Source organism: Actinopolymorpha singaporensis (assembly GCF_900104745.1).
GTDB classification, from domain to species: domain Bacteria; phylum Actinomycetota; class Actinomycetes; order Propionibacteriales; family Actinopolymorphaceae; genus Actinopolymorpha; species Actinopolymorpha singaporensis.
In genome coordinates, this window is record NZ_LT629732.1 from 3446317 (window position 1) to 3464429 (window position 18113).

Here is an 18113-nt window from a genome sequence, read left to right on the forward strand (position 1 = left end):
GTACGCGTACGCGGTCGCCTGCGTGGTAGGTAGACCTGGTGCGGCCGGACAGGTCGCGGAATGGGAGAACGCATCATGTCGCTGTGGACGCGGATACGTGACCGGGTGAAGCGGGACCGGAGCGGTCGTCACCTGGGTGAGCCGGACGCGCCGTCGGACTCCGGGCCGGGCAGCTCGAGGGCCACCGGTGGCGGCCCCGAGGCGGCGGGGCCCGAACCCACCGGCTCGACCGGCACCGGCACGACAGGCACCGCGCAGAGCGAGACCTACGTCGGCCGCGTGGGCGGGGACGACGACGCGGGCGCGGCGGAGGAGTCCGGTGCCGAACGCCGGGCGCGGGCCGAGGACCCGAACCAGTCGCGTCCCAACTGACCGGTCGCCCGGGGCCGGTTCCCTCCCGGACAAGCGCGAAACAGGTGGCGCACAAGCCAGGACCAGCCGCCCGGTGAAGTGCGGTTTTCCTTGTTTTGGGGACATTGTTCGAGACTTGTGGGCATGAGGCAGGCGGTGATTGACACCGGCGAAGGCGGGCTGTCAACATCACGGCCTGAGCCGCTCCCAATCGTCGGGACGACCGTATCGGGGACACAGGGTCGTCGGTCACGACCGAGCGGGTCCAACGACCAATCCGCACAGCGGCCCGGCCGGGCCGCCGACCGCGTGTGAGGACGCCCGTGACTCATTCCCCTTCGCACCGAAGTGTTCCCAAGAGAAGATCCGCGCGCCGTGTCCGCTCCGTCGCGCTCGCGTGTACCGCGGTCTTCGTCACGTTCCTGACCAGTTGCGCGGGCTCGCAGGCGCCGACGTCCACGGCCGTGAAGAACAACGCCGGCGGGCGTCCCGGCGCTGTCGACCCCGGCCTCGGCGCGGGTGGTGGCGACGAGTGGAAGAAGGCCACCGGAAGCCGGATCCGGGTCAACCAGGTCGGCTACCTTCCCACCGGACCGAAGGGCGCCACGGTGGTCACCCGGTCAAACGAACCGTTGCCGTGGCAGCTGCGCGACGCCAACGGCCGGGTGGTGGCCGGCGGGCGGTCGACGCCGCGCGGAACCGACCAGGCGTCGGGGCAGAACGTCCAGACCGTCGACTTCTCCCGCTACGACCGGCAGGGCAGGGGTTACACGCTGCGGATGGACGGCCAGACCAGTCTGCCGTTCGACATCTCCGCGCAGAACTACGCGAAGCTGCGCAACAGCGCCTTCCGCTTCTTCTACCACCAGCGCAGCGGCACCCCGATCCTCGCTTCCCTGGTCGGTGAGAAGTACGCCCGGCCCGCCGGCCACGTCGGTGTGGGTGCCAACGGCGACGACTCCGACGTGCCCTGTCAACCCGGGGTTTGCAAGTACCGCCTCGACGTGCACGGTGGGTGGTACGACGCCGCCGACCACGGCAAGTACGTCGTCAACGGCGGGTTGGCGGTGTCCCAGCTGTTCGGCACCTGGGAACGCGCGAAGCACTCCCGGACCGGAGATCCCAAGGCTCTCGGCGACGGCACGCTGAGCATCCCCGAACACCGCAACGGCGTGCCGGACGTCCTGGACGAGGCACGGTGGGAGATGGAGTTCCTGCTCCGCATGCAGGTCCCGTCCGGGAATCCGCTGGCGGGGATGGCGCACCACAAGATGCACGACCGGGCGTGGACCGGACTGCCGATGGCGCCCCAGGACGACCCGCAGCCGCGCGAGCTGCACCGGCCCTCTACTGCCGCGACGCTGAACCTCGCCGCGGCCGGCGCCCAGTGCGCCCGCGTCTTCGCGCCGTATGACAAGGCGTTCGCCAACCGCTGCCTGGGAGCTGCGAAGACGGCATGGGCGGCGGCGAAGCGGCACCCCAAGCTCTACGCGCCGGACAGCGACAGCACCGGTGGTGGCGCGTACGGCGACGCCAACGTGACCGACGAGTTCTACTGGGCGGCCGCCGAGCTCGCGCTCACCACGGGCGAGCGTCCCTACCTCGACGCGATGCGGGCCTCGCCGCTGCACAAGGCGCAGGTGTTCACTCCCGTCGGGTTCGGCTGGCAGTCCGTGGCCCCGGTGGCCCGGCTCGACCTCGCGACGGTGCCGGGGAAGGTCCCGGCGTCCGAACGCCGAGCCGCCCAGGCGTCGGTGGTCCGGGCGGCGAACAGCTACCTCGCCACGCAGCGAGGCCAGGCGTACGGCCTCCCGATGCCCGGCGGGCCGGAGTACTACGGCTGGGGTTCGAACTCCAACGTGCTCAACAATCTGGCCGTCCTGTCCACGGCGTACGACATCACCGGGAAGGACGCCTACCGCACGGGTGCGCTGCAGGGGATGGACTACCTCCTCGGACGCAACGCGCTGAACCAGTCCTACGTCACCGGCTACGGCAAGAAGGTCTCCCACAACCTGCACAGCCGGGCGTTCGCGCACGAGCTGGACAAGCGGCTGCCGCCACCGCCGCCGGGATTCCTGGCCGGCGGACCGAACACCGCCCTGCAGGACCCGGTGGCACAGCAGCGGCTGGCGGGCTGCAAACCGCAGTTGTGCTACGTGGACGACATCCAGTCCTACTCCACCAACGAGTACGCCATCAACTGGAACTCCGCGCTGGTGTGGATGACGTCGTTCGTGGCCGACCAGGGCACCGGCGCAGGACGCGGCCGGGTCTGACGGTCCTCACCGACCGCGTGCGCCCCGGCGCCGGCACCAGTGGACGCCGGCCCCGGGGCGCCGTGCTCTGCAGGGTGCGGATCAGTCCATGGGGCGGTCGCCAGGGCGCCGCCGAGGTAGGTGCCCTCGGCGTCCCGGGCGTACAGCAGCACGCCGCCGTCGCGCTGGGCGTTGTGGATGCGGGCGACGTCATCCGGGCCGGCCACCCGGTCGGATCCGAAGGCCGCGTGCTGCGCGGTGACCACGCTCGCGCGCTCCTCGTCGGTGACCGGCTCACCGATCTTCACCCCCGGCGGACCGGCCGGAGTGCGGAGAGTGCGGGGTGAGCAGGTGAGGTACTCGTTGCGGGCCTCCACGGCGAACCCGGCGTCGAGCAGGTGCCGTTCGAGCTCGGGCGCACAGCTGGTGACGTACTCCAGCCGGGGCACACGTTCGATTCTCCGGAAGGCGGCCACCAGTTCGGCCACGTCGGCCGGGGTGAAGGCAGCGCCCACCAGAGGCGTTGCGCAGTTGACGAAACGACTGTCGGTGGTGGGGTCCCAGCCGATGACGAACGGGCCGACGGTGACCGTCGCGGGGCGCCGGGACAGGTTGTGGACGACAGAACTCTGGACGATGTTGTCCATGATCAGGTGTGACCTCGGGGTCAGCCAGGGCGTGGCGGGGCACGCCCTGAGAGGGATGCGGGCTGCACGAAGCAGCGTGAGGCGCCACGAGGACGTCGGACGTCAGCCCAGCTGAGCGAACGTCCGGGCGTACGGGCGGCCGCGGCGGGTCGCCGAGATCACAGGCATCTCCAAGGTCTGCGGATCGTCCGCGTCGAGACGCGAACCGGCGCAAGCCTGCCACCTGGGTCGGCCGAGGTCAACGGCCAGGCGGCAGGCGTGGCAGGCCGTCAACGCCGGCCCGATCGCTCCCTCTGCCGCTCCCTCGGCCTCTGCCTCTGCCTGGGCGGCCTCTCGCCCTCGTCTTCCTCGTCGCGGTCCTCGTCCTCCTCCTCGCTCTCGTCTTCCTCGTCGCGGTCCTCGTCCTCCTCCTCGCCGCGGTCCTCCTCGCCGCGGTCCTCGTCCTCTTCGTCGCCGCGTTCCCGCTCGCGTTCTTCTTCCTCTTCGTCACCGCGTTCCCGCTCGCGTTCTTCCTCCTCCTCGCGCATCACCTCGTCGTGGTCGCGAACGAGTTCCCCGTCACGGATCTCACCGCGCCAGCCTTCCTCCTCCGGGTCGGCCTCCACCGTCACGTAGTGCCGGAACAGTTTGAAGTCCAGGCGTGCGCGGCGCCCCTGCGCACGCCACAGGTTGGCGGTCTTCTCGAAGAAGCCGTGCGGGTGGTACTCGAGGAGCAGCAGCACCTGGGTGAGGTTGTCCTCCAGTTGGTGGAAGCTGACCGCGCCGTTGACCACCGTCTGTCCCTCCGATCGCCACACGATCCGGTCGTCGGGGATCTGGTCGCTGGTCGTCGCTTTCCAGTTCCGGTTGGACCAGGCGATCTTCGCCTTCCAGGAGCTCTTCGTCTCGTCCTCCTTGTCGAAGTCCACGCTCTGCACTCCCTTTGACCACTTGGGAAAGTCCTGGTACTGCGTCCAGTGGTTGTAGGCCATCCGTGCCGGGACAGGGACGTAGAGGTCCTCCACTATGTTCATGTACTTCCCACCGGAGGACTTGCCCTTCCCGCGGCCGAAGATGCCTTTCACCTTCTCCTTCAGCCCCTGCACACCGGCCTTGGCCGCCGCCTTGCCCGGCGAGGACCCGCTCAGTGTCTCCTTCACCATTTCCCCGACCATGCCGCCTCCGTCGTCGTCTCCCTCGGCGATCCCGGTGAGGTTCTTCGTCGCGCCACTCACCTTGTCACCGACCTTCCCCAGCACCTTTTCGGCTTTTGCCGCCGCGAACCCCTGGGCCGCCTCGAAGAGACGCTGGGTCGCGGGGTTGCGGCCGGCGGCCTTGCGGATGCCGCCGCCGATGTCGGAGAGACTCACCTTGTCGGGGCGGGCTCGTCCGAATCCTGCCTGGCTCATCCACTTCCCCCTCTCGAAGCGCTGCGGCTGCTGGACCGCTCGCTTCTGGCACGCTCACTCTTCTCGCCGCCTCGGCCGCCACGCTCGGGACGCTCGCTCCGGCCACGGCTGCCGCCGGGCCGGCGCCCTTCGCCGGTACGCCTGTCACCGGTCCGCGGCTCGCCGCCACGCCCGCGCGTGGGGCGCCCCTTCCGCTCACCGCGGCGGCCCTCGGCGCGCTCCTCCTCCGGCTCTTCGGGCTCCTCCGGCTCTTGGCGCTCCTCGGCCTCCTCTCCTTCGGCGCGATCCTCGTCCTCGCGCCCTCGGCCCTTCCCGTCCCCGGACGGCTTGCCTGTCAAGCCCGCGGTGCGTTCCTCCAGTGAGTCGGCCAGCCGGTCGAGCGGCTTGGTGAGGCTGGCCATCGCGGCGGCGCGGCCGGTCGACACCAGTTCACCGGTCACCTCGTCCTTGATCCGGCCGAACTGTGGTGACTCCGAGAGCCGTTCGAAGGCTTCCTGGCCGAGTGAACGCAGGTCGAGCCGCTTGCCGGCCAGGGCCGAGCCCAACAGCAGGGCGAACCGGGCCTTCTTGCGCCGCCCCAGCACGTAACCCCCGACCACGGCCAGAACTATTTTCGTCGTGTTGTCCATCTCCCCCTCCTCGTGACGCCGACCCGTTTCTCAGCCGGCCGGACGCCGTTGTCCGGTGCCGCGTCGCTGTGCTTCCTCAAGCCGGTCGAGGATCTCGTCCTCGGCGACGTCGAACTCCTCCTCGGTGAGCAGGCCCGCGTCGTAGGCGTCGGAAAGATCCGCCAGTTCACCGCGGATGCGGGCGACGTCGTAGTACTGCTGCTCGCCCAGGTCGAGGACCTGCTCGGCGATCCAGCCCACGCCGCGCACCGGCGCCAGCGGCAACGTGAGCAGTCCGGTGACCAGTCCCATGAGTGCCTACGCCTCCCTTCCCGACACCCGCTCGGACGTGAGATCCGGTGTGGTGACGAAGCTGTACGGCGGAAGCGGCCCGGAACGTCGCACCGTGACCGCCGGACCCCATGCGGCATCGAGCTCGTCCGTGGTCTCCGCGAACTCCTCCGCACGGTCGTTGTCCACGAGAAAGCTCTCGTTGACAGCCGCTCCGCGAACTCTGGAACCTGCCAGGTGGTCGACGGCGATCGGGCCGAGCGCGGCGAGGAGCAGTTCCTCCATGGCGCGTTCCCTGTCCTCGATCGCGGCCGCGACCGCCTCGCCGAGCCGGATCTGCTCGTCCACGCTGTCGATGTGTGCCCGCAACCGCCGTACTGTCGGGTCGTTCTCCGCGACCGACCGGATCAGCTCGTCCTCGTCGCAGAACACCTTGACGTTGATCTCCGCCCTCCGGGCGAGATTGCCGAGGGTGGCGAGGTGGGCTTCGTCCTCGGCGGCGAGCTCGTCGCGCAGGCTGTCCTCGTCGGTCGCGACCACACCGAACCGCATCGGCAGCACCGTTCCCTGGCGGCCGAGCTGGTCCAGGACATTTTGGTGGGCCTGCACGTCCCGCCGTTTGGCGCGCAGTCCGGGAGGAGCGTCGCTGACCACGGCCAGCACCCGGCCGGCGCGAAGTCTCCGCAGCGTCGCGGGCGGGTCGCCCACGCCCTCGAACCCGCTCAGGTCACAGGGGTGATCCCCGGCCACGATGCCGTAGACGTATGCCGCCGACGCGGCCTGCTCGGGAGCGATCTGCTCGCCCTGCCCGGTCTGCTGCTCGGCTTGGGCGGACGCGCCTTCGCGGCCCTTCTCGGCCGTGGGACTCGTGCGTTCCGTCTGCCTCGTCTGCCCTGCCATGACTGCCCCCTTGCCTCACTCCGACCGTGACCGCGAACGTGCCTGACGGGCACGGCTGCTGCTGACCCGCTCCTTGCGCGGCTCGCCTCGTTCTTCCTCTTCTTCGCCTTCCTCGTCGCCGCCCTTGCCGAACACTCCGCTGACCGTTTCCGCGGCTCCGCCCAGCGCGCCCTTCACCTTGCGGCCGGCGCCCTTCTCCTCCATGTCGCCGATGAACTCCGGCAGGGTGCGGGAGTTGCCGGACTGGGTGAGATCGAGCCGGTTGACGGCCTCGGCGAACCGCAGATAGGTGTCCACGCTGGCGATGACGATCCGGATGTCGATGGTGAGCAGTTCGATGCCCACCAGCGAGACCCTGATGTAGGCGTCGATCACCAGACCCTTGTCCAGAATGAGCTCGAGGACGTCGTACAGACTGCTGGAGTGTCCTCGCTGCGCGAGGTTGCTGCCAGAGCCCTGCCAGGGGCTGACTGTCATCGCTGTCATCTTCCTTCTGTGACGGGGTTTCGGTGGTCGGGGAACGGATCCACATGGGCCGGGAACGGCGACAGCTCCGGCTTGTTCCGCCGGCGGCCGGCCACGAACTCGGTGAGTTCGCCGACCTGTTGTTCCAGCGCCATCAGGGACCGGCCGAGTCGCTCCACCTGGGTCGAGGTCAGTTCGCCGGCATCCATGCGCCGCAGTGCCTGACGCTCGAGCAGTTGGCGGACCAGGTCGACCACGAACACCACCAGTCCGGCGACGCCCGCTTCCCGGTCTCCTTCTTCCGGACCCGCGCCGGGCAGCTCCGCCGACGTACGGACCGGTGGTGGTGCGGGGCGCATGCCTGCGCTCGGCCGGCACGCCGAGCCGGTGCGTGACGGTTCGGCGTTCGCTTGTTCGGTGTTCGGCTGTTCGGTGTTCGGTCGTTCGGTGCGCGGTACGGGTGCGGGTGCGGGCCGGGCGTCGACCGGCTTCGACGGGCTCACCCCGGCTGGCACCTGCGCCGACTGCGAGCGCTCGGCAGCACTGCGCTCGGCAGCGCGTTCGAGGGTGTGCACAGAGGCCAGCAGCAGGCGCAGATCGAGCCGAACGAGATCCACGTCGGCGAGGGTGATCAACACGCTCCCGTCGACGCAGGCCCCGGTGTCCAGCAACCGGTCGAGCACGTCGACCAGCGAGCCGTCATCGAGTGCCAGGCGGCGTTCGCTGCCGCTCATCTCGGAGCTCCCGTGGTCGGCGAGGAGGACGCCCGCGACCGGCTCGTGTCGGTCGGCATCCGGACGAAGTGGTACGGCGGCCACGGCCCGGAGACCTCCACCCGAAGGCCGTCGTCGGCGTACTGCCGCGCCACGTCCCGCAGGTTGGCGTCGAACTCGTCCTGCCGGGGGTGGGAGACGAGGTAAACGGCGTCGAACGCCAGGTCGGTGCGGCCGGCGGTCTGGCCAGTGGAATGCCCAGTGGAATGCCCGGTGGTCTGCCCGGTCGAGGGTCCTACCCGGGCCGAGGCCCGGACGACCACGTCGCGGGCCTGACCGGCCAGCGCGTCCTCCAGCGCGGCGGCGACGGCACCGCGAAGCCGGCCGGCAGCCTCACGGGCCGCGGCCGCCTCCCGGCGGCGAACCATCCAGGTGGTCCCGGTCGCCGGCTCGTCCAGGTAGGCGGGTACCTGCTCCGCGCGGTCCGCGGGGGACTCGACGTACGCCTTCACACCCCACTCGCTCGCCCCGTCGAGCCGGTCCAGCTCCGCGGCCAGCCGGCCGGCGTCTGTCAACGCGATCTTGCGGGCGTCGTCGCTGCTGGGGTAGAGGGCACCGAACCGGAACGGCAGGACGGTCCTGTCCCTGGCCAGATCCTCCACCACCCGCTCATGTGCGGCCACAGCCGCACGCAGCCAGCCGTGGGCACTCAGGTCGGGATCCTGGTCGCTGGCCCGGAACCCGGCAAGGGGAACCTCCGAGGCCGCTACGGCCAGGTCGCCGGCGTCGAGGAGCTCGACGGAGGCGCCCTCCACTCCTGCTGGGAGCTCAGCCGGAGCGGGCAGGGACCGGCCCGCGGGGAGGTCGACCCTGCGCAGGATCGCGTACACGTACCACGCCGTCTCGGCGGGCGCCTCACCCTCGGCGGGCGCCCCACCCTCGGCGCCCACCTGCCCCTCGGTGGGCCCCTGGCCCTCGACGGGCGCCTGGCCCTCGACGGACGGCTGGAGGTCGGTGGGGGCCGGCCGGGCACGAGGCACCAGACCGGGTTCGAACCCGGCCGTCGGCTCCTCCGGTGGGAACGGTTCCACACCGAGCACCGAACGCACCGCCTGGCGATAGCGCTCGGCGAGCTGGTCGACGAGTTCGTCGCGCACCAGAGCACGAGCACGCTCCGAAGCCTCGTCGACCAGCGAGGTCACCTCGTCGGGCGTCGGCCGGTCGGCAAGCAGGTTCCGTGCTGCGGCACTCATCGCCGGGCCTCGCTCTCGGTGGAGGTGGACCCGACGGCGTGCTCGGGCTGCCGCTCGCCGGACCCCACCTCGCCGGCAGGAAGCTCGGCGGCCTTCATCCGGTCCTCCATCTGCTCGATGCGCTCGCGGAGTTCGCGGTTCTCCTGCTCCAGGCGGGAGTTGCCGGTCAGGAACGGGTCGGAGGACCACCAGTCGATTCCCATGTCGCGCGCGGTGTCGACCGAGGCGATGAGCAGCCGTACTTTCAGGGTGAGGAGTTCGATGTCGAGAATGTTCACCTGAATGTCGCCGGCGATCACCACGCCTTTGTCCAGAACGCGTTCGAGAATGTCGGCGAGAGAGTCACTGGACCTGGACACGGGAGTAACCCCCGTCGTCCGGTACTGGGGGTACTGGGCGTTCTGCCGCCGCGCGGTCACATCTCACCTGCCTGGTTACGCGGGTACCTCCGCTGCCGTCGATACGACATGATGTTTCCGGCCGAGTCGGTGTGGGTTTCGTAGCTCGCCAGGATGCTGGTGGTGTCCGGAACGCGGGGAACTTCGATGATCTCCACCTGGAAGACCCAGCCGTCGCCGTCGGCCTCCAACCGGGAAACCCCGGCCGCCTCGCAGTTGGTGAGGGCGGACAGTTGTTCCATGGCGGTTCGCGAAACCTGCATCGGATTCATCCCGCTCCGCTCCGTCAGGTCCCGTTCGCGTCGCTCACCACGGTCGTCACGTTCGGCTCGGTCGGCACGGTCGGCACGGCTGGTTCGTCCGGCGCGCTCGGGCCGGCCGTCGCCACGAGTACGCCGGGAAGCACGATCACCGCCACGCCTGCGTTCGTCGGTCATTCGTGAATTTCTCTTCCTTGCGCCTGATCCGCCGCCGCGGTGACGCATGATCCTTCACGTCCCAGGTGCGCGATGCTGATTTCGGTGTCGATACGCTTTCGATCCTCGCGCCGGTCCTCGCGGATCCCTACTGCCACGCTACGCAGTGACCACCGAAGAGACGAGGTTGTCGGCGTTCGGTGTTCCGCCTTTCGGCAAAGCGAAATCGGCGTCATGTCGAGTGATGTCGGCCGAAGAATTTCGAAAGCCGACGAGCGCGCTGTCGTGGCCCAACCGGCATCTGCCGGTGCCGGTCAGCCAGGTGCGGCCAGCGGCGCGCGGCCCGGCCCTGATCGTCTTGACAGGGTTCGGGCGGCGACCATAGTTTCGCGGAGATCCGCACGAAGACGCAGGCAGCGGACGACGACCCAGGTGACCACCGAAGTTCCGGAAGCGCCGCTCCGATGAAGCCGAAGCGCGGGCCTTCCGGAGCGGAGAGGCAGTGCGCGGATGACCGCGGAGACCTTCGACTGGCCCGTCCTCGACCGCTACGACGTCGCTCACTCGCTCCGGGTCGCGCTGCCGCTGGGCGGCATCGGCACCGGCACGGTCAGCCTCGGCGGGCGCGGCGACCTGCGCGACTGGGAGGTGGTCAACCGTCCGGCCAAGGGGTTCGCGCCGAGGTGGAGCTTCTTCGCGTTGCGGACGGCGCCGGCGGGCAGCGACGATCCGCGTGCGGTGGTCGCGCGGGCGCTGGAAGGGCCGATCGACCTTGTGCTGTACGAAGGTGGGCACGGGTCGGGTGTGCCCAACCACGGCCTGCCGAGGTTCCGGCGGTCGGAGTTCCTCGCGGCCTATCCGTTCGGCCAGGTCCTCCTGGAAGACCCCGACGTGCCCGCCGAGGTGCGGGTACAGGCGTTCAACCCGCTGGTGCCCACCGACGCCGAGGCGAGCGGGCTGCCGGTGGCCGTGCTGCGGTACGTCGTGACCAACACCGCCGGCCACCCGCTGGAGGTCTCCGTCGCGGGCAGCGTCTCGAACTTCGTCGGCACCGACGGCTCCGAAGGCGTGGCCAAGGACAACCACAACGCCGTACGGCAGGAGGACTTCGGCACCGGAGTCCTGCTCACCTCCGACGGGGTGCAGCGCGACGCCGAGCAGTGGGGCTCGCTCGCCCTCGTCGCGCTCGGCGAGGACGACGTGACCACCCGCACCGCGTGGGCGGACCACAGCTGGGGCGGTGAGCTGCTGGACTTCTGGGACGACTTCACTGCCGACGGCCGGCTGGAGGAACGCGCCAGCGGCACGGACACCCCGACCGCGTCCGTCGCCGCGACCCGGACCCTCGCGCCGGGGGAGACGCACACCTTCACGTTCCTGCTCGGCTGGCACTTCCCCAACCGCCGCAACTGGGACCGCACCGAGACGGTGGGCAACTACTACGCCACGAAGTACGCCGACGCCTGGCAGGTGGTGGCCGACACGGTGCCGGCACTCGACCAGCTCGAACGCAGGACGCGGACCTTCGTCGAGGATGTCGTCGGCTCCGACCTGCCCCACGTGGTCAAGGAGGCCGCGCTGGCCAACCTGTCCACGCTGCGCACCCAGACCTGTTTCCGTACCGCCGACGGGCGGTTCTTCGGCTGGGAAGGATGCAGCGACGACGTTGGCTGCTGCGCCGGCAGCTGCACGCACGTGTGGAACTACGAGCAGGCCACGCCGTTTCTGTTCGGCGCGCTGGCGACGTCCCTGCGGGAGGTGGAGCTCGGACACGCCACCGGTGCGGACGGCCGGATGCCGTTCCGCATCCCGCTGCCGCTGGAGCGCGCACAGACCGATCCCGGCCCGGCCGCCGCCGACGGCCAGATGGGCTGCCTGGTCAAGCTCTACCGCGAGTGGCGGATGTCCGGAGACGACGACCTGCTGCGCAGCCTGTGGCCGGCTGCCAAGCGGGCGTTGGCGTTCGCCTGGATCCCGGGCGGCTGGGACGCCGACCGCGACGGCGTGATGGAGGGCTCGCAGCACAACACCATGGACGTGGAGTACTTCGGGCCCAACCCGGAGGTGGGGGTGTGGTATCTCGCCGCCCTGCGTGCCTGTGAGGAGATGGCGACCTACCTCGACGACGGGGACTTCGCGGCGACCTGTGCCGACCTGTTCGCCCGCGGCAGCACCTGGCTGGACGAGCACCTGTTCAACGGGGAGTACTACCGGCACGAGATCCGCCCGCCCGGCTCGGAGGACGCGATCGCGCCCGGCCTGCGGCTGAAGGGCATCGGTGCCCGCGATCTTGTCAACCCGGAGTTGCAGATCGGGGACGGCTGCCTGGCCGACCAGCTGGTGGGCCAGGAGCTTGCCCATCTGTACGGCCTGGGCGACCTGCTCGACCCGGCACACGTCCGGACCACGTTCGAGAGCATCCTGCGGCACAACCGGCGTGACACGATGGCCGGCCACTTCAACCCGATGCGCAGCTACACCCTGGGCGACGAGGCGGGCCTGGTGGTCGCGTCCTACCCGCGCGGCAACCGGCCGGAGCGGCCGTTCCCGTACTTCGACGAGGTGTGGAGCGGGCTCGAGTACACCGCCGCCGTGGGCATGATCTGCGTGGGGATGGCGGAGGAGGGCGTCCGGGTGATCGAGACGACCCGGGGCCGTTACGACGGCCGGCGGCGCAACCCGTTCGACGAGGCGGAGTGCGGTCACCACTACGTCCGGGCGATGGCGAGCTGGGGCGCGGTGCCGGCCCTCACGGGGTTCGGCTACGACGGCGTGCGCCGCGTGCTGACGTTCGCCGCCGCGGACGAGGTCGCGACGGACACCACGCGGTGGTTCTGGTCGAACGGCTGGGCCTCGGGCACCGTCGAGCAGACGCCGGCCGCCGCGGGCGCGGGTGTGGACGTTCGCCTCGACGTACGCGAGGGCGCCCTTCGGGTACGCGAGCTGACGCTGACCGGGCTGGGTTCGGCCGACGTGGGCGAGCGCACCCTCGGGCCGGGTGACCAGGTGAGGGTGCGGGTGCCGGCCGCGTGAGCGGTGCACGTGTCCGGTCATGATCGGGTGTGCGGGCGGTCCGCGCGGATGGTGAAACGAGGTCTGGCATGGACGTCAAGGGCATGGGCGTCAACGGCGTGGGTGTCAACGGCGTGGGTGTCAAGGAAGCCTTGCCCCGGTCGACTCCGGAGGACCAGGGCATTCCGTCCAGGGCGGTACTCGACTTCGTGACGGCCCTGGAGGAACGCGTCGACGCGATCCACGGCTTCGTGCTCGTTCGTCATGGTCACGTGGTTGCACAGGGCTCGTGGGCGCCGTACCCGCTGAACGGTCCGCGGATGGTCTTCTCCCTCAGCAAGAGCTTCACCTCCAGCGCGGTCGGCCTAGCCGTGGACCAGAGGCTGTTGTCGGTGGACGACCCTGTGCTGAAGTTCTTCCCCGACGACGCACCGGAGGAGGTCTCGGAAAACCTTGCCCGGATGCGCGTACGCCACCTGCTGACGATGACCACCGGCCACGCGGCCGACACCGCTGTCGTACGCACGACCGGGGACCAGAACTGGGTCCGTGGGATCCTCGCCAAGCCGGTCGAGCACGAGCCCGGCACTCATTTCCTCTACAACAGCGGAGCGAGCTACCTCCTGTCGGCGATCGTCCAGCAGGTCACCGGATCGACGTTGCTGGACTACCTGCGGCCGCGGCTGCTGGAGCCGTTGGGCATCACCGACGCGACGTGGCAGACCTGCCCACGCGGGATCAACACCGGTGGTTGGGGCCTGACCCTGCGCGTGGGCGAGATCGCGCGGTTCGGGCAGCTGTACCTCCAGCAGGGCAGGTGGAACGGCGAACAGGTGATCCCGCAGGAGTGGGTGGCCGAGGCGACCTCCCGGCAGGTGAGCAACGACGGCGAGCCGGAGATCGACTGGCGACAGGGTTACGGCTACCAGTTCTGGCGTTGCCGCAACGGCGCCTATCGCGGCGACGGCGCGTTCGGGCAGTACTGCCTGGTGATGCCGGACCAGGACGCGGTGCTGGCGATGATCGGCGGCACCACGCACATGCAGGGCGCGCTCGACCTGGTGTGGGAGCACCTGCTGCCGGCCATGGGTGCCGAGCCCCTGCCGTCCGACGACACCACCCGCGACCGGCTGGAACGCCGGCTGGCCACCCTGTCGCTGCCGGAGCCCTCCGGCCGATCGACCTCGCCCACGGCCGCGAGGGTCTCCGGACAGACCTACCGCGTCCGGATCGGCGACCACAGTGCCGAGGATCCGGTCCTGGCGCTGCGCCTCCCGGTCCGCGCCGCCCAGACGATCAGGTTCGACGTCGGCGCCGAGGGCGAGTGCCGGCTCAGGTTGCGCGACAGTGGTGGTGAGCACGAGGTCGTCGGCGGGGCGAACCAGTGGCGGGCCGGCACCACCACCGTGGTGCGCGACGATCCCGACCCGGTGCTCGTCCGGGCGACCTGGACCGACGACGACACGTGCGAGCTGCGGATCTGCTTCGTTCGTACGCCGTTCATCCGTACGCACGCCCTGAAGTTCGAGGGCGACCAGGTGACCATGACGACGGTGGACAACGTGCTGCCTCCGCCCGCAGCCGTGGTGGCCGACCTGGGCTGAGCCGGCTCAGCGGCGGGCGCCGGGCGGTGGTCGACGGCTGCCCCGGCTGTGCCTGCGGGCATGATGACCGCGTGGAGCTTCGTACCGTCCTCCGGCACCGGCTGGCCACCCAGCGGCTGACCGGACCCCCGCTGCCCACCGCCGCCGACACGGTGCGCCTGCTCACGTGCGTGCAGGCGCAGGAGCGCGAGCACGCGTGCTTCTCGCTCGCGTTGCGGAGCCGGGCGACCACGCTCGCGGACGTACGCGCCGAGCTCGACTCCGGTGCGTTCGTCCGCACCCACATCCTGCGGCCGACCTGGCACTTCGTCGCCGCGGAAGACCTGCGCTGGATACTGGACCTCACCTCGCCGCGAGTGGAACGCGTGCTCGCCGTCCAGCTGAGGCGGTCGTCGCTGGCCGAGCGGGACGTCGGCAGGGCGCTGGAGATCGTCGCCGAGGCGCTCGCCGGCCGCAACTTCCTCACCCGCAAGGAGATCGGCGCACGCCTCGCCGCGGCAGGGCTACCCGGGTCCGGCCAGGAACTCGGCAACCTGGTGATGGTTGCGGAGCTTCGCGGCGTGGTGTGCAGTAGGCCCATCCGCGGAGTCCAGCACACCTACGCGCTGGTGGACGAGGTGGTTCCGCCGACTCCCGCGCGCTCGCGGGAGGAGGCCCTGGCCGAGCTCGCCCGGCGGTTCTTCGGCGGCCACGGACCCGCCTCGATCAAGGACTTCACCCGCTGGTCCTCGCTGACGGTCACCGACGCCAGAGACGCGCTGGCCGACGTCGGCGACGGGCTGGAACGCGTGGACGTCGACGGCGTGCCGCACTGGTACGACCCGGCGCTGCTGTCCGGGCAGTCCTCCGCTCGGGCGGATTCGACGGAGCCGCCCGGGTCGGGGACGCGCCGCGCACATCTCTTCCCGACGTACGACGAGGCGGTGCTGACCTATCCGAGCGTCAACTTCCCCTTGCCGCCGGAGTCACCGGCACCCGCCGCGCCGGACCAGTGGTCGGCGGCCGTCGTCGTGGACGATGTCCGGGTCGGCACGTGGAAGCGCACCGTCGGCCGGACCGCTGTCACTGTCGAGTCCTGGTTTCTCGGCACGCTCGACGACGAACAGTGCGGCCAGGTGGAGGCCGCCGCCGAACGCCTCGGTATCTTCCACGGCCTGCCCGTCCGGCACGTGGCCGGCCGATCGTAGAGCACGCTGCGGGGCGCTCGCCGCAGGAGACCTCAGCCCGGGCCGGAGATCCAGTCCTCGACGTCCACGACGTCGGCCTGGCGCGGAAACACCTTCTCGGTGAGCACCCGGTGCACCTCCGGGTCGGGGTCGTAACACCCGTCGGCGAGCACGGTGAGCCGGTAGTCGAGGTCGGCCGCCTGGCGCAACGTGGACAGCACGACGCCGCTGGTGGCGATGCCGGTGAGGACCAGCCGGTCCACGCCCGTGGCGCGAAGGACCACGTCCAGGTCGCTGCCGGTGAACGCGCTCACACGCCGCTTGGTGATCACGACGTCGTCGGCCAGCGGCGCCACGTCGGGATGGATCGCGGCACCGGGATCTGCCGTGGTGAACGCGGGCGGCGGGATGGCACCGAACGCCTTGTTCGCCGGCGACACCTCGGGGTGACCCGGACGGAATCCGACGACGACGTAGATCACCGGGATGCCGGCGCCGCGTGCGGCGTCGATCGCGCCGGCCACCCGGCGTACGTAGTGCGGATCCTCGACGCGGCCGACCATGGCGATCTGGAGGTCCATCACGAGCAGAGCGGGTCGGGTCATGGTCGGTTGCCCTTCGGTGAGGAGATGTCGAGCGTGGACGAGGACGTGAGCGAGGACAGGGAGCGGTCCGCGACAGTCAGCACGAGGAACCCGGCCGCGGCGGCGAGCATGAACCACGCCAGCCGGTGCAGCCCGGCTGTGTCGGCACGGTGGGAGAACAGCACACCGTTGGCGCAGGAGGCGACCATCGCACCGAGGTAGGTGAACGTACGCAGCAGGCCCGCCGAGGAGCCGATCCGGGCGGGGTCTGCCTGGTGGTACACGGAGTTCTGCAGGGCGAGGCTGTTCAGGCCCTGCGGTACGCCGAAGACGCAGGCGATCACGACGAGCAGCCAGACCGCGCTGCCGCCGTCGAGCAGGAAGAGCAGGGCGGAGGCGACGACCTGACCGACCGCACCGACCAGCAGTTTGCCGCGGATCTCCTTGCGGGGCCCGGTCGTGGTGGAGACCAGGATCGCGGTCAGGAAGATCGGGAACTGCGCCAGGCCGGCCTGGGACGCGGACAGCCCACGCCCCTCCTGCAGCCACTGGGTGTAGCCGTACAACGTGGAGTACGCCACGACGTAGGCGAGGAGAGTACGCGCGTACGTCAGGAGCAGGGGCAGGTTGCCGCCCAGCACCCGCACGTCGACGAACGGCTCGGGCGCCCGGCGCTCGCGGAGCACGAAGGCGACCGCGGCGACGACCGCGAGGACGGGGAGGTACCAGCGGTCGGCTCGTGGGTCCATCAGGAACAGCAACAACACCACGAGCGTCGCGGCGAAGCTGACGATGCCCGGCAGGTCGACAGCGGCGCCGGATCTGCGCTCGCCACGGGTTCCGGTGACCGGGGACTTCGGCAACCGCCACAGACCCAGCGTCAGCCCGGCCACCGCCAACGGGAGATTGACGGCGAGGGTGGTCCGCCAACCACCGAGGCCGATGAGCAGCCCACCGAGCACCGGTCCGAGCACGGCGACCGTCTGGTTGGCGACCGCGAGCGCTGTCAGGACGCCGGCCGGACTGTTGTGTCCGGTACGCCCGGCCTCGCTGCGGATGAGGAACATCGCGGCCGGATAGCCCGCACAGGTGCCGAACCCCAGCAGCACCCGAGCGACAACGAGCACACCGAGGTTGGGTGCGAGGAGGCCGACCAGTCCGGCGACCCCGACGAGGGCCGTCCCGGCGAGATAGAGGCGCCGCGGCCCGTACAGATCGATCAGCCGGCCGACGACCGGCTGCCCGATCGCGGTCGCGAGGTAGAGACCGGACACCAGCCACGCCGTCTGCGACGGCGGTGCGCCGAACGCCGCCCCGATCGGCACCAGCGAGACCGCGAGAATCGAGGAGTTGACCGGGTTCAGGATCGAACCCAGGATCATCGGGGCCAGCAGTCTTCGGTCGAAGGACTTCGACCCGTCGTGGCCGGATCCCCGCCTGGACCGCAGGATGGTTCGGGCGGTCCTCGGCGTCACGAGTGGCTGAGCTTTTCCAGCAGGGCGAGCGCCTCGATGATCTTCTGGCGTTCCTTCTCGGTGCAGCGGTCCTGCAGGGACCTGGCCAGCCACTCGTCGCCCGCACGCCGCTTGTCGGCGAGCAACGTGCTGCCCGCCGTGCTCAGGGAGACGAGTTGACGACGGCCGTCGTCGGGGTCGGCGCTGCGCCGGATGAGGCCGCGCTCGTCCAGGACCGCCAGCGTGGCCGCCATCGACTGCGGCCGGACGCGCTCCGCCGCGGCGAGGTCGCTGGTCGACGCCGGACCCTCGGTGCTCAGCCTGCTGAGCACCGAGGTCTGCGTGGGGGTGAGCCCGCCGGTGTCGTACGTCTCCCGCAGCCGGCGGTGCAGCCGGCTGAAGACGACGCGTACCTCGCGAGCAGCCTGCACGGCCGACTCCGACACTGCTGCACTCGTCGCTGCCACGTGACGACGATAGGTCGCACAGGGGAAGCTGTCCAGCCCAGCCTGTTCAGCTCAGGCTGTTCAGTTCGCCCTGTTCAGCCTGCACTGTTCAGCCTGCGCTGTTCAGCCCGCGCTGTTCAGCCCGCGCTGTGCAGACCG

Annotated in this window: 19 protein-coding genes; 5 read left to right on the forward strand and 14 right to left on the reverse strand. The window is 70.4% G+C overall.

Annotated elements, in window-relative coordinates; genetic code table 11:
- Positions 1-60: 60 nt before the first annotated feature.
- Positions 61-372: a hypothetical protein gene (locus BLU27_RS15710; RefSeq protein ID WP_092654447.1), complete on the forward strand. Its 312-nt coding sequence runs from the start codon at positions 61-63 to the stop codon at positions 370-372.
- Positions 373-815: 443 nt separating this feature from the next.
- Positions 816-2630 (forward strand): glycoside hydrolase family 9 protein, encoded by a 1815-nt coding sequence (locus BLU27_RS15715; protein WP_277869234.1) that lies wholly within the window; start codon positions 816-818, stop codon positions 2628-2630.
- On the opposite strand, the gene BLU27_RS15720 is transcribed toward BLU27_RS15715, so the two are convergent.
- From BLU27_RS15720 to BLU27_RS30890, 11 genes are all read right to left on the reverse strand, one after another.
- Entirely contained in the window at positions 2528-3256 is a 729-nt protein-coding gene (locus BLU27_RS15720; protein WP_092654449.1) for a hypothetical protein, read from the reverse strand. The two genes, BLU27_RS15715 and BLU27_RS15720, sit on opposite strands and share 103 nt — an antisense overlap.
- A 269-nt stretch (positions 3257-3525) precedes the next feature.
- Complete coding sequence (locus tag BLU27_RS15725; RefSeq protein ID WP_092654450.1) at positions 3526-4644, reverse strand: SRPBCC family protein; 1119 nt, start codon at positions 4642-4644, stop codon at positions 3526-3528.
- Positions 4641-5273 (reverse strand): hypothetical protein, encoded by a 633-nt coding sequence (locus BLU27_RS15730; protein ID WP_092654451.1) that lies wholly within the window; start codon positions 5271-5273, stop codon positions 4641-4643. Before BLU27_RS15730 ends, BLU27_RS15725 begins: the two co-directional genes overlap by 4 nt.
- Before the next feature lie 30 nt (positions 5274-5303).
- Positions 5304-5564 carry a gas vesicle protein GvpG gene (locus BLU27_RS15735; protein WP_092654452.1) on the reverse strand — a complete coding sequence of 87 codons (261 nt, stop codon included), beginning with the start codon at positions 5562-5564 and terminating at the stop codon, positions 5304-5306.
- Positions 5565-5570: 6 nt separating this feature from the next.
- On the reverse strand, positions 5571-6443 hold the full coding sequence (locus BLU27_RS15740) for a GvpL/GvpF family gas vesicle protein (RefSeq protein WP_092654453.1): 873 nt from the start codon (positions 6441-6443) through the stop codon (positions 5571-5573).
- A 15-nt stretch (positions 6444-6458) separates the two neighbouring features.
- Positions 6459-6920: a gas vesicle protein GvpJ gene (gene gvpJ, locus BLU27_RS15745; protein ID WP_092654454.1), complete on the reverse strand. Its 462-nt coding sequence runs from the start codon at positions 6918-6920 to the stop codon at positions 6459-6461.
- Between the two features lie 5 nt (positions 6921-6925).
- On the reverse strand, positions 6926-7642 hold the full coding sequence (gene gvpJ / locus BLU27_RS29935; protein WP_157728561.1) for a gas vesicle protein GvpJ: 717 nt from the start codon (positions 7640-7642) through the stop codon (positions 6926-6928).
- A complete protein-coding gene (locus BLU27_RS15755) occupies positions 7639-8874 on the reverse strand; it encodes a GvpL/GvpF family gas vesicle protein (protein ID WP_092654456.1) in 1236 nt (411 codons plus the stop codon). Before BLU27_RS15755 ends, gvpJ (BLU27_RS29935) begins: the two co-directional genes overlap by 4 nt.
- Positions 8871-9233, reverse strand: coding sequence for a gas vesicle protein (locus tag BLU27_RS31400; RefSeq protein WP_197681445.1), 363 nt, complete (start codon positions 9231-9233; stop codon positions 8871-8873). The genes BLU27_RS15755 and BLU27_RS31400 overlap by 4 nt, the downstream gene beginning before the upstream one ends.
- Before the next feature lie 56 nt (positions 9234-9289).
- Positions 9290-9535: a gas vesicle protein GvpO gene (locus tag BLU27_RS29100; protein ID WP_157728562.1), complete on the reverse strand. Its 246-nt coding sequence runs from the start codon at positions 9533-9535 to the stop codon at positions 9290-9292.
- Between the two features lie 23 nt (positions 9536-9558).
- Positions 9559-9690: a hypothetical protein gene (locus tag BLU27_RS30890; RefSeq protein ID WP_277869235.1), complete on the reverse strand. Its 132-nt coding sequence runs from the start codon at positions 9688-9690 to the stop codon at positions 9559-9561.
- A gap of 508 nt (positions 9691-10198) precedes the next feature.
- Between BLU27_RS30890 and BLU27_RS15770 the strand changes: the two genes are divergently transcribed.
- From BLU27_RS15770 to BLU27_RS15780, 3 genes are all read left to right on the forward strand, one after another.
- On the forward strand, positions 10199-12721 hold the full coding sequence (locus BLU27_RS15770; RefSeq protein WP_092654459.1) for a GH116 family glycosyl-hydrolase: 2523 nt from the start codon (positions 10199-10201) through the stop codon (positions 12719-12721).
- A gap of 68 nt (positions 12722-12789) precedes the next feature.
- A complete protein-coding gene (locus tag BLU27_RS15775) occupies positions 12790-14304 on the forward strand; it encodes a serine hydrolase domain-containing protein (protein WP_092654460.1) in 1515 nt (504 codons plus the stop codon).
- Between the two features lie 71 nt (positions 14305-14375).
- Positions 14376-15491 carry a winged helix DNA-binding domain-containing protein gene (locus BLU27_RS15780; protein ID WP_157728563.1) on the forward strand — a complete coding sequence of 372 codons (1116 nt, stop codon included), beginning with the start codon at positions 14376-14378 and terminating at the stop codon, positions 15489-15491.
- 32 nt (positions 15492-15523) lie between these two features.
- On the opposite strand, the gene BLU27_RS15785 is transcribed toward BLU27_RS15780, so the two are convergent.
- From BLU27_RS15785 to BLU27_RS15795, 3 genes are read right to left on the reverse strand one after another with little or no spacing between them, the layout of a single operon-like run.
- A complete protein-coding gene (locus BLU27_RS15785) occupies positions 15524-16075 on the reverse strand; it encodes a cysteine hydrolase family protein (RefSeq protein WP_092654461.1) in 552 nt (183 codons plus the stop codon).
- Positions 16072-17529: an MFS transporter gene (locus BLU27_RS15790; RefSeq protein WP_197681446.1), complete on the reverse strand. Its 1458-nt coding sequence runs from the start codon at positions 17527-17529 to the stop codon at positions 16072-16074. Before BLU27_RS15790 ends, BLU27_RS15785 begins: the two co-directional genes overlap by 4 nt.
- The gene (locus BLU27_RS15795) at positions 17526-17975 is read right to left on the reverse strand and encodes a MarR family winged helix-turn-helix transcriptional regulator (RefSeq protein ID WP_197681447.1); all 450 of its coding nucleotides are present in this window, start codon (positions 17973-17975) and stop codon (positions 17526-17528) included. The genes BLU27_RS15790 and BLU27_RS15795 overlap by 4 nt, the downstream gene beginning before the upstream one ends.
- Positions 17976-18113 lie beyond the last annotated feature (138 nt).